Annotated in this window: 10 protein-coding genes; 4 read left to right on the top strand and 6 right to left on the bottom strand. The window is 64.4% G+C overall.

The window, feature by feature from the left end; all coding sequences use genetic code 11:
- Positions 1 to 356: 356 nt before the first annotated feature.
- Positions 357 to 1,097, top strand: coding sequence for a gamma-glutamylcyclotransferase (locus tag GL300_RS24675; protein WP_211595392.1), 741 nt, complete (start codon positions 357 to 359; stop codon positions 1,095 to 1,097).
- A gap of 33 nt (positions 1,098 to 1,130) precedes the next feature.
- On the opposite strand, the gene GL300_RS24670 is transcribed toward GL300_RS24675, so the two are convergent.
- Positions 1,131 to 2,075, bottom strand: coding sequence for a ring-cleaving dioxygenase (locus GL300_RS24670; RefSeq protein ID WP_155042333.1), 945 nt, complete (start codon positions 2,073 to 2,075; stop codon positions 1,131 to 1,133).
- A gap of 137 nt (positions 2,076 to 2,212) precedes the next feature.
- Here GL300_RS24670 and GL300_RS24665 point away from each other — a divergent pair, with 137 nt between their 5' ends.
- Positions 2,213 to 3,145: a LysR family transcriptional regulator gene (locus GL300_RS24665; protein WP_155042332.1), complete on the top strand. Its 933-nt coding sequence runs from the start codon at positions 2,213 to 2,215 to the stop codon at positions 3,143 to 3,145.
- On the top strand, positions 3,142 to 4,161 hold the full coding sequence (locus GL300_RS24660; RefSeq protein WP_155042331.1) for an LLM class flavin-dependent oxidoreductase: 1,020 nt from the start codon (positions 3,142 to 3,144) through the stop codon (positions 4,159 to 4,161). The genes GL300_RS24665 and GL300_RS24660 overlap by 4 nt, the downstream gene beginning before the upstream one ends.
- Here GL300_RS24660 and GL300_RS24655 read toward each other — a convergent pair.
- Genes GL300_RS24655 through GL300_RS24645 form a run of 3 tightly spaced genes read right to left on the bottom strand, consistent with a single transcriptional unit; the run spans position 4,158 to position 6,927 of the window.
- A complete protein-coding gene (locus GL300_RS24655) occupies positions 4,158 to 4,712 on the bottom strand; it encodes a HutD/Ves family protein (protein ID WP_155042330.1) in 555 nt (184 codons plus the stop codon). The two genes, GL300_RS24660 and GL300_RS24655, sit on opposite strands and share 4 nt — an antisense overlap.
- Positions 4,709 to 5,407, bottom strand: a complete 699-nt coding sequence (locus tag GL300_RS24650; protein WP_155042329.1) for a response regulator — start codon at positions 5,405 to 5,407, stop codon at positions 4,709 to 4,711. Before GL300_RS24650 ends, GL300_RS24655 begins: the two co-directional genes overlap by 4 nt.
- The gene (locus GL300_RS24645) at positions 5,404 to 6,927 is read right to left on the bottom strand and encodes a DUF4118 domain-containing protein (RefSeq protein WP_155042328.1); all 1,524 of its coding nucleotides are present in this window, start codon (positions 6,925 to 6,927) and stop codon (positions 5,404 to 5,406) included. Before GL300_RS24645 ends, GL300_RS24650 begins: the two co-directional genes overlap by 4 nt.
- A gap of 149 nt (positions 6,928 to 7,076) precedes the next feature.
- Here GL300_RS24645 and GL300_RS24640 point away from each other — a divergent pair, with 149 nt between their 5' ends.
- Complete coding sequence (locus GL300_RS24640) at positions 7,077 to 8,978, top strand: potassium transporter Kup (protein WP_155042327.1); 1,902 nt, start codon at positions 7,077 to 7,079, stop codon at positions 8,976 to 8,978.
- Here the strand turns inward: GL300_RS24640 and GL300_RS24635 are convergent.
- Positions 8,975 to 10,021 carry an AbrB family transcriptional regulator gene (locus tag GL300_RS24635; RefSeq protein WP_155042326.1) on the bottom strand — a complete coding sequence of 349 codons (1,047 nt, stop codon included), beginning with the start codon at positions 10,019 to 10,021 and terminating at the stop codon, positions 8,975 to 8,977. The two genes, GL300_RS24640 and GL300_RS24635, sit on opposite strands and share 4 nt — an antisense overlap.
- Positions 10,022 to 10,143: 122 nt before the next feature.
- Complete coding sequence (pdxR, locus tag GL300_RS24630) at positions 10,144 to 11,631, bottom strand: MocR-like pyridoxine biosynthesis transcription factor PdxR (protein WP_343043209.1); 1,488 nt, start codon at positions 11,629 to 11,631, stop codon at positions 10,144 to 10,146.
- Between the last annotated feature and the right edge of the window lie 5 nt (positions 11,632 to 11,636).

Below are 11,636 nucleotides of genomic sequence, written 5' to 3'. Positions count from 1 at the left end.
AAGCCGCCCAAGGGCGGCTTTCTGCATTCCAGCCCTCCAAAACCCCAATGCTGGACAGAAAACCCCACACAAATTACCAATCCTGAACCCAAAAGCCCGGAAACAACCAGGCACACCGCCAGAAAATGACGCTTGGTCGGAGTTCGACAGAACCCTGCTAAAGGCGTTAGAGATTTCAGCCCAGACTTGTAGATGATGAGAGCAAATCGACATCAAGAGCGTTTGATTTGGGCTCAATCGGCATCGAAAACTTCCTCGAACCGTTCAGCGTGAGAGCCTAGACTGCCTAACGGGTTGCATCGAAGCCAAGTTTGCTCTTCCCTTGAAGCATCAGACTGCAGCCCTTCGAGAGACGAATGGTAATCGTTCCAACACCGGATAGCGACGCGCTGCGACGGATGGCTCTGACCGCCGACCATGTCGCCCTGACGCTGCGCGACGAGCCCGATCTTGGGCCCGAGCCGGGTTGGACGCCGCTGGGTGATGACGGGATCGACGAACTGGCGCGGCACTATCACACCGATCTGGGCGAGGCACCGCTTTGGGTCTTTGCCTATGGCTCGCTGATCTGGAAGCCGGATTTCGACGCGGTCGAGCATGTGCGGGCCAGTGCCTATGGCTGGCACCGTTCCTTTTGTCTCAAGATGCATCGCTGGCGCGGCTCGCCGCAGCAGCTAGGGCTGATGATGGCGCTGGAGCGGGGCGGGCGCTGCGATGGGGTCATCTATCGCGTGCGCGAGGGGGATCGGCTGGCCCAGATCCGCCGCATGATCGTACGCGAGATCCGCTTTCGCGAGAATATTGGCATGGTGCGCTGGATTCCGGTGCACACGCCTAAGGGTCGGATGCGGGCGCTGGTCTTTTGGGCGGGTCCGACGGGTCCGCGCATCCTCAGCAAGCTGCCGTTGGAACAGGTCGCCCATGTGCTGGCGCGGGCCTGCGGACCGGTGGGCTCTTGTGCGGAATATTTGTTCAACACCGTCCTGCACCTGCAGGAATTCGGCATCCATGACCGCAACCTTTGGCGGCTGCAGGAGCTGGTGGCACGCGAGATCGAAGATATTCACGGCCCCTGCCAGGACAAGGCTGCCGAATGATAAAGGCCGCCGGGGATACCGGCGGCCCTTTCGTCAGTCCAGAGGTTTCAGCCGGGCCTCGATCTGTTCGCGGCGACCTTCAAGGAAGGGCGGCAGCGACAGGGATTCGCCCAAAGTCTCCAGCGGCTCGTCGACGGCGAAGCCCGGATCATCCGAGGCCAGCTCGAACAGGTTGCCGCCGGGCTCGCGGAAATAGAGCGAGCGGAAATAGTAGCGCTCGACTTCGCCGGAACTCGGGATGCGCAGTTCGTTCAGGCGCTGCGCCCAGTCATGGATCGCGGGCTGGTTCGGCACGCGGAACGCGACGTGGTGGACACCGCCCGCGCCTTGACGCGCCACCGGCAGATCCGGCTGGACCGCGACATGCAGTTCCGCCGAGGGACCGCCCGCGCCCATTTCATAGACATGGACGCTGCCCTGTCCGTCGGGGCTGGCATATTCGCGGGTCTTGCGCATGTTCAGCACATGGGTCAGCACGATTTCGGTCGGCGCCAGATCGGGAACCGAGATGGTGATCGGACCAAGCCCGTTGATCTGATGCTGCGCCGGGACCGGGCTTTTAGCCCATGCGTTGGCGGTGATGCCGGCGACATCCTCGGTCAGGCGAAAGCGCTGGCCTTCGGGGTCGTCAAAATCAAGGCTGGCGCGGCCGTCGAGTTCGGTGATCTGGCCTGCGCTCAAGCCGCGATCCTTCAGCCGCGCGGCCCAGAAATCGAAGCTGTCCTTGCCGATACGCAACCCGGTACGGCTGATCGAATGGGTGCCGCGACGTTCGGGCGCTGCCGGCCAGTCAAAGAAGGTCAGGTCGCTGCCGGGACTGGCCAGCCCGTCGGCATAGAACAGGTGATAGGCGCTGGTGTCGTCCTGGTTGACGGTTTTCTTGACCAGCCGCAGACCCAACGCATCGGTGTAGAACTGCTTGTTCTCGCGGGCCTTGGCGGTGATCGCCGTCAGGTGGTGAATTCCGGTGAGCTCCATGACGGGCCTCCTTTCGTTGGGTTGAATATCGGCGGGTCCAGTCGTTTCCGCCACTGATGCAGTTGCGAACCTCGTGTTCGCTACAGCCGAACAGCTTGGGCTAGGCGGGGAAGCATCGCTCGCCTATCTTGTGGCGCATGCGCTATGATCTGAACGACCTTGAGACCTTCCTGACCGTGCTTGAACTGGGCACGGTGACCGCCGCGGCAGCGCGGCTGAACCTGTCGAAATCCGTGGTCAGCAAACGCATCACCGATCTCGAGGCGACCTTGGGCGCGGCACTGTTTCGCCGCAATGCGGGCCGGATCACGCCGACCGAGGCGGCGTTGCGACTGGCCGAACGGCTACGCCCGGCGCTGAACGAACTGGTTGCCGCCGCCGAAAGCACGGCATGGGACATGGACGGGGTCGCGCCCTTGCGCGGCAGCCTGTCGATCTCGGCCCCGATGAGCTTCGGGATCATGCATCTGGGACCGATCATCGCCGGGTTTGCGGTGCAGAACCCGGATCTGGCGATCAATGTCAGCTATGACGACCGCAGCCGCGATCTGGCGCGCGAGGGCTTCGACATAGGCATCCGCATCGGCAAGTCCCGTGACAATGCGTTGATGCAGCGCAAGCTGTGCGAGGATGACAGCATCGCCTGCGCCAGCCCCGCCTATCTGGATCGGCATGGCCGACCTGAAAACCTGACCGATCTGCGCGACCATCAGGTGATCGGCTACAGCCATATCCCGAACAGTCAGCTGTGGCAGTTCCAGGACCGCGACCGCTATGTCTCGCCTTTGGTTGAGGGGCGGTTATCCCTGAACAATGGCGAGGCGATCCGCGACATGGCCATTGCCGGTCTGGGTCTGGCGATGCTGCCGGGCTTTATCGTCGCCGCCGCGCTGGCCGATGGGCGGCTGGAACGCTTCCTTGCCGCGCATCCGACCAAGGCCCTGCCCATCGTGGCCGTCTGGCCGCCCGTCAATCCGATGCCCGCGAAGCTTCGCCGCTTCATCGACCATGTTGCGGCCGAACTTCGCGATCCGCCGTGGCGCAGAGCCGCCCTAGAAAGGACAACATGAAGAAGATCGGTTTTCTTTCCTTCGGTCATTGGACGCCGGATTCCGGCTCGCAGACCCAAAGCGCGCAAGACGTGCTGCTGCAATCCATCGATCTTGCCGTCGCCGCCGAGGAACTGGGCGTGGACGGTGCCTATTTCCGCGTGCATCACTTTGCCCGCCAGCTTGGCTCGCCTTTCCCGCTGCTGGCTGCGGTGGGGGCGCGCACCAAGTCGATCGAGATCGGCACCGCCGTCATCGACATGCGCTATGAAAACCCGCTTTACATGGCCGAGGATGCGGGCGCTGCCGACCTGATTTCTCAGGGGCGGTTGCAACTGGGGATCAGCCGGGGCTCTCCCGAGCAGGTGATCGATGGCTGGCGGCATTTCGGCTATGCCCCCGCTGAGGGTGAGACCGACGCCGATATGGCCCGTCGCCATGCCGAGGTGTTTTTGAACGTCATTCAGGGACATGGCTTCGCCAAGCCCAATCCGCGCCCGATGTTCCCCAATCCGCCCGGTCTGCTGCGGCTTGAACCGCATTCGCCGGGTCTGCGCGACCGGATCTGGTGGGGCGCGGCCTCGAATGCGACGGCGAAATGGGCGGCGACTTTGGGGATGAACCTGCAAAGCTCGACGCTCAAGGACGATGAAAACGGCAAGCCCTTCCATGTCCAGCAGGCCGAACAGATCCGCCTGTATCGCGAGACTTGGGCCGAGATCGGGCATGAGCGCGCGCCGCGCGTCTCGGTCAGCCGCTCGATCTTTCCGCTGCTCGACGACCGTGATCGGATGTATTTCGGGCGCGGCGGCAAGGAGGCAGACCAAATCGGCTTCATCGACCAGACCCGTTCGATCTTTGGCCGGGGCTATGCCGCCGAGCCGGATCAGCTGATCAAGGAGCTCAGCGCCGACGAAGGCATTGCCGAGGCGGATACCCTGCTGCTGACCATCCCGAACCAGCTGGGCGTTGATTACAACGTCCATGTGCTGGAGGGCATCCTGAAGCATGTCGCCCCGGCGCTTGGCTGGCGCTAGGTCGCGCGGCTGATCTCAATCAGCCAGGCATTGGTGACCGGCCCCGGCGGCAACGCTGCCTCGGGGCCGTCGCAATAAAGCACATCCAAAGGACCAAGCGCGTGAACCTGCCCGGCAAGGGACAGGGTCAGGGGGGCAGTGGCTAGGATCAGCCGCAGGTCACAAGGCCCGGCATCGCGCGCCAGCCGATGCGAATACTGCCCGCGCCGGGTCATCACGTTCAGGTCGGTGATCGGACCCTGAACCAGACGCGCCGCTGTCGGCGCATCGGCCGGAAATGCCAGCGGGTCGTAGTCGCGCGTCAGCCGCTGCGGGCCGCGTCCCGCGACATGCAACTCGATGCCCTCGCCGCTCAGCACCGCCAGCGTTCGGTCGATCCCCGGAAAGATCGAAAACTCACCATCCTCGGTCACGCCGGCCATGCTGACGCGCCATTGGAAATCGTCCAGGCCCGCAGCCTCGGGGAAAACCGCGATCTCGACCGTCTCACCACGGCCATTCTTCCACGGCATGCGGCGGTGGTCGGATGCGCGCAAAACGCGGATGCTCATGTCAGTCCCCCTTCGGGCTGCGCCCAGCGATAGCCGATGCCGGGTTCGGTCAGGATCAGCGTCGGGCGCGCCGGGTCCAGTTCCAGCTTTTGCCGCAATTGCCCGATGAACACCCGCAGATAGGGCACGTCATCGACATGCGCGGGCCCCCAGACCTGCTGCAACAGCTTGCGATGCGTCATCACCCGCCCCGCATTCGAGGCGAGCGCCGCCAGCAGGTCGAACTCCTTGGGCGTCAGCTTTAGCAGGTCGCTGCCTCGGCTGACCTGATGCGCGTCCAGGTCGATGGTCAGCCCGTCCTGCCGGATCACATCCACCCGCGCGGCCCGACGCGGACGCAGGCTGACGCGCAGCCGGGCCAGCAATTCACCGATGCCAAAGGGCTTGGCCACGAAGTCATCCGCGCCCAGATCCAGCGCCATGATCTTTTCCATTTCCTGATCATGGGCCGACAGCACGATGACCGGCAGATCCGAGCGCAGGCGCAACCGCTCGATCACCTCCTTGCCGTTCATGTCCGGCAGGCCAAGATCAAGGATCATCAGGTCAGGTTCCTGCGCGGTGATGCTGGCCAGCGCCTCATGGCCATTGGCGGCCAACAGCGTGTCATAGCCCGCCGCGTTCAGGGCATGGCCAAGAAAACGCTGGATCTGGGGCTCGTCATCGACGATCAGGATGCGCTGCCTTGCGCTCATGCGCCGTGATCCTCGGGGACCGGCAGGCGGATCTCGATCACGGTGCCGCCCTGCGGGTTGCGGTGGGCGGCGATGGTCCCGCCCAGCGAGCGGGCGATCCCCTTGCTGATCGGCAGACCCAGGCCAGATCCCTGCGGCGCACGCGTCATGCTGTCCGAGGACAGCCATTCCGTGATCGGCTGCGGCAACCCGCGCCCGCGATCCTCGACCGACAGGACCAGCGTCCGGTCATCCAGCGCGCCAGTCACCCGGATCACGCCGGGGGCGTATTTCACCGCATTCTCGATCAGGTTGAAGACGGCCTGTTCCAGCAGCCCGGCTTCGGCCCGGATCATCGGCAGCGTCGGCATCACGATCTCGATCCGGGCATTGGGCCAAGCCCGCCGTGCCCGGTTGACCGAGGCCAGCGCCGCATCACCCGCATCGACCCAAGCCAGATGCACTTCCATTCCCGATTGCAGACGGGTCAGCTGCAGCAGCTTTTCGACATAGCGGCCCAGTCGCCCGGTTTCTTCCTCGATCGCGGCCAGCAGATCGTCCTGCGCCGCCGGGGCCAGCGTGTCGCCCAATTCCCGCAGGGTGGTCACCGACCCCAGAATTGTTGCTAAGGGCGTGCGCAGGTCATGCGACAGCGAGGCCAGCAGCGCCGCCCGCATCTGTTCGCTGGTGGCGCGGCGGCGTTCGTTTTCGGCGGCCTCGCTTAGCGACAGACGCTGCATTGCCTGCCCGGATTGTTGCAGGACAACGTCAATCGCCTGTTCGCGCCAGCCGTGATCGCGCCGGTCGGGCGAGATGCGGGCATGACCCAGAACCGGGGTTGCGCTTTTCCCGCCATCGCCGGACAGCGGGTAAAAGGTCAGGCGCGAGCCGTTCCAGCCATGGGCCGCTGCAAATTCCGGTCGTCCCCGCCGCCATGCGACATCGGCGGCCTCAAGTTCGCTGGCATCGGGCAAATAGCCCTCGGGTTCCGATGCCAACATGCGTAACTGCCCGTCGACCGGGCCAAGCGCCAGCGCCGGACCTTGCGCCAGTGCGTTCAGGTGGCGCACCGCGACCTTGGCGATCTCGGATTGGGACGACACATGGGTCAGGTCACTCGATACCTGCGAAACCACTTCCAGTGCCCGCGCGCGCCCCTCGGCGGCATCGACCTGCTCTCGCAGCCGCCCCGAGATCAGCCCGGTGATCCCGGCGGCCAGCAGGAACACCACCAGCTTGATGATGTCCTGCGGCTCTCCGATATGCAGCGAGAAATGCGGCTCGACATAAAGGAAGTTGAAACCCGCCAGCGCACCGAAGGCGCTGGCGATCCCGACCCAGAAGCCGAAGCCTGCCGCACTGACCAGAACCCCCATCATAAACAACAGGATGGCGACCGATTCCGGCAGGACATGGCGGGCCGAGCCGACCACGGTTCCTATCGCGATCAGGATGAGCGCCGCCCCGATGAACCCACCCAAAGTGGGTGCGGTCATCCAGCGGCGATTGTCATTCAGGCGTGGGGTTTCAACAGGTTCCATGATCCGGTTGTGGCGATACGGGCTGCATCTTGTCCACAGTCTTTATGAATTCCTTATCCGATGGGCGCAAATCCCAATCGAACCTTTATGCTGCCCTGCGGCATTGTGGCGGGTCTGCGGAGAATCGCTCCGCGATCAGGAATAACTAAATGGCCAGTTTGGACACTCACTTTTCCGATACCGAGCCCAAGCGCGCGGGGCTGATGTCGCTCTCGCTCGCGGCGATCGGCGTCGTCTATGGCGATATCGGAACCTCCCCCCTTTACGCCTTCCGCGAGGCCATGCTGGCCGCAGGTGCCAGCCATGGCGGTGTCCAGCGCGAGGACGTGCTGGGCGTCCTGTCGCTGATCGTCTGGGCGCTGGTTCTGGTGGTGACGCTGAAATATGTCATCATCCTTCTGCATGCCGATAACGAAGGCGAGGGCGGGACCCTGTCGCTGCTGGCACTGGCGCAGCGCGCCATGGGCAAGCCCAACCGCGCGATCCTGACGCTGGGCCTGATCGGCGCGGCGCTGTTTTATGGCGATGCCGCCATCACCCCGGCGATTTCGGTCCTGTCGGCCATCGAGGGGTTGAAGCTGGTGACGCATGGGGTCGATCCCTTTATCGAGCCCATCGCCATTGTCATCATCATCGGCCTGTTTCTGGTTCAGAACCGCGGGACCGAGGCCGTGGCCCGCTTCTTTGGTCCGATCACGCTGGTCTGGTTTTTGGTGATGGCGGCGGGCGGCGTCCACTGGATGCTGCAGGCGCCCGAGGTTCTGGCCTCATTGAACCCGATCCATGCCTTCCGCTTTGTCGTGGATAACGGCAAGCTGGGCCTGATCGTGCTGGGTGCAGTCTTTCTGGCGGTGACCGGGGCCGAGGCGCTGTATGCCGATATGGGCCATTTCGGCCGCAAGCCGATCCAGCTGGCATGGCTGTTCGTGGCCTTCCCGGCGTTGCTGTTGACCTATTTCGGTCAGGGCGCGCTGGTTCTGTCGAACCCCGCCGCCATGGCGAACCCCTTCTATCTGCTGTTCCCCAACTGGGCGCTGCTGCCCGTCGTGATCCTCGCCACCATGGCGACGATCATTGCCAGTCAGGCGGTGATCACCGGGGCCTTCTCGCTGACCCAGCAGGCGGTGCAACTGCGCATGCTGCCGCGGATGAAGATCCGCCACACCTCGGACGAACATCAGGGCCAGATCTATCTGCCTGCGGTGAACCGCTGGCTGATGTTCGGCGTGCTGACACTGGTGGTGGTGTTCGGTTCGTCCTCCAGCCTGGCCTCGGCCTATGGGATCAGCGTCACCGGCACGATGGTGGTGACTGCGACGCTGGCGATGATTGTCGCCCACAAGCACTGGAAACTGCCGCTGTGGCTGTCGGTGGCGATGATGCTGCCGCTGCTGCTGCTGGACGTGGTCTTCCTGGGCGCCAACCTGATGAAGGTCGCCGAGGGTGGCTATGTCCCCTTGGGCATCGCCGCGATCATGCTGATCATCATGGCCAGCTGGATCCGGGGCAGCTCCATCGTGCAGATCAAGGACCGCGAGGCCGAACTGCCGCTGGACGTGCTGCTGGGCCAGATCGAGAAATCGGAATCCATCGCCACGGTATCCGGCACGGCGGTATTCCTGACCTCGACCCCCGACCTTGCGCCGGCGGCCCTGCTGCACAGCCTCAAGCACTTCAAGGCGCTGCATGAACAGAACGTCATCCTGACCATCACCACCCATGACGTGCCGCGCATGCCCTCGTCTGAACGGGTCCAGATCGACGAAATCAACGGTCGCTTCCGCCGGATCGAGCTGCGCTACGGTTATGCCGAGGAACCCGACGTGCCGCGCGCGCTTCTGCAATGCCGCCGTCAGGGCTGGAAATTCGACATCATGGCGACCTCGTTCATCCTGTCGCGGCGGCGGATCAGGCTGTCGACGCGCAGCCGCGTCCCGTCATGGCAGGGGCGGCTGTTCATCACGCTGGCACGCAATGCTGCCGGGGCCTCGGATTACTTCCGCATCCCGGCCGGACGTGTGGTCGAAATCGGAACGCAGATGAACATCTAGCGCCCGAACAGGCGGGCGACGATCGGAGCCAGCACGATCACCAGCACGATGCGCAGCAGGTGGTGGCTGACGACATAGGCCAGATCGGCGCCCGCGATGATGGCGATGACGATCATCTCGGCCTGACCGCCGGGCAGGAAGGCAAGGAACGCATCCAGCCCCGGCGCCAGACCCAGCGTCACGATGATCTCGATGAAGCCAAGGCTGATCACCGCCAAAATCAGCGAATAGACCAGCCCTGCCGTCACATGCAGCCGCAACTCGCGCAGGGTGATCCCGGCATATTTCGATCCGACCGCGATGCCGATGAAAAACTGCGCCAGCTGGATCATCTCGGCTGGTGGGCGATGCTGGATCAGCCCGGCCAGCGACAGCGCCGCGGTCAGGATCATCGGCCCTAGGATCGAGGCGCCGAACAGGTTCACACGCTCGGCCAGCTTCCAGCCCAGATAGCCGCAGGCGATCATCAGCCCCAGCTCATGCGGGGCAACGCTGCTCATCGGTGCGCCGGGGGGCTGGGCCAGATCCACCTGCCAGAACATGGTCATCAGCAACGGCGCGACGGTGACGATGACCAGCACCCGCGTCGCATGGATCAGCGACAGCGCGCGAATATCGCCGCCTGCTTCCTCGCCAAAGACCAGCATGTCCTGCAGCCCGCCAGGCATCGCACCATACCATGCCGTGGCGTGGTCAAAGCCAAAGACGCGCCGTAGCAGCGGGTACCCGATCAGCGCAATCGCCCCTATGAACACCGGCACAAAGATCAGCGACGCCGCGATATCGGGCAGGCTGGACAGCACCTGCGGCGTGATTGAGGCTCCGACCGCGACCCCAAGGATGGTGCGCATCAACTGACCCAGCCAGCCCGCATCGGCCATCGGCATCCCGGCCAGCGCCGCGATCAGGCAGGCCAGCATGGGCCCCAGCAGCATGGGAAGCGGCAGGTGCAGGAACAGGAACAGCGCGCCGCCAGCTGCGGCAATCGCAATGGTCAAAAGACGGCGCCGGGAAAGGGATTCGCGAATTTGTAATGTCGACATGGGCGTTTTCTGTCGCGACACCCCGGTGATGTCAAACCCGCCCGTGCCGGTCTTCTTTCTTGCGGAAATATCCCGCAGGGGGAGGCCATCGGGAACCGATGGACGGGGGACGCGAAGTCCCCCTAGCCCGACGCGGCCAGACGCGCGCAGCCCTGCGCAATCCGCCGCACGCCTTCGTCAATGAGGCCAGCCTGAATCGAGGAATAGGCCAGCCGGTAATGCCCCCTGCCTGCCTCGCTTTCCAGAAAGAACGCCCGCCCCGGCTCGATCAGCACGCCATCGGCCTTGAGGGCACGGGCAAGGATGTCGCTGTCGATGCCGGGTGGCGTCCTCAGCCAGAAGCTCGATCCACCTGCGCCCCCCGGCTGGCCCGCGTCCAGCCCGTGTCGCGCCAAGGCTTCGGCGGTGATCCGGCGACGCTCGGCAAAGCTGTCGCGCATCCGTTTCACCTGCCGGTCGTAATGACCCAGCGACAGGAAATAGGCCATGGTCCGCTGCACATGGCCGGGCGGATGGCGCAGCATCATCCCGCGCAATGCCCGAGCCTCGGCGATGAAGGCGGGGTCGGCCACGATGTAACCCAGCCGCAGCCCCGGAAAGACCGATTTCGAGAACGACCCGATATGGATGACCGCACCACTGCGATCCATCGCCTTCAGCGCCGGAGAGGACGCGCCGGAAAACGGGATCTCAAACTCGTAATCATCCTCGACCACAACGAAGCCGCGCTGATCGGCCAGCCGCAGCAGCGCCTCGCGTCGCGCGCGCGGCATGGTGCGATTGGTCGGACATTGGTGGCTGGGCGAGGTGAAGACCACCGACACCCCGTCGGGAATGCGGTCGGGCGGCAGGCCATCGTTGTCGACTTGAACAGGGCGCACGTCGCTGTCCAGCGTGCGCAGGATCTCGTGCAGGCCGGGATAGCCGGGTTCCTCGATGGCGCAGGCCGCACCTCGATCCAGCAGGATGGCGCAGATCATCCACAGCGCGTTCTGCGCACCAAGGGTCAGCAGGATCTGGTCCGGATGGGCCAGAATTCCGCGGCGAGGCAGCAGGTGACGGATGATGAAATCGACCAGCTCGGGATCGTCGCCGTCATATTGATCGTCCGACAGCGCCCCCAGATCGCGCCGCCCCAGTGCCCGCACCGCGCAATCGCGCCAGGCCGCATGGTCGATCAGCCGGTCGTCGGTTTGGCCGTAGAGAAAGGGATAGGGGTAGCGTCGCCAATCGGTTGGCCGATCCTTGCGTTTGGCGGCAAGGTTGCGCCCGTCCAGATGTGCCGACCAGTCGAAACGGGTGGCACCCGGCTCATGCGGCGGCTCGGGGCGCAGTTCCTCGACCCGGTCCGAGACGAAATAGCCCGAGCGCCCCTGCGCCGTCAGATAATCCGTCGCTACGAGGTCCAGATAGGCTTGTGTGACGGTGATCCGCCCGACGCCCAGATGCGCGGCCAAGGCGCGGCTTGAGGGCATCCTCTCGCCCGGCCGCAAGCGCCCCTCATGCACGGCACGAACGATTTGCCGCCGCAGTTGCAACTGCAGCGGCTGGGCCGAGGCACGGTCGATCAGGAAGGTCTCGGGCGGTATCTGCATGGCGGCCAGAAGCATTTCGG

The sequence above is a fragment of the Paracoccus litorisediminis genome, from assembly GCF_009711205.1.
Lineage (GTDB): Bacteria > Pseudomonadota > Alphaproteobacteria > Rhodobacterales > Rhodobacteraceae > Paracoccus > Paracoccus litorisediminis.
This window is presented reverse-complemented; position numbering and strand designations above follow the sequence as displayed.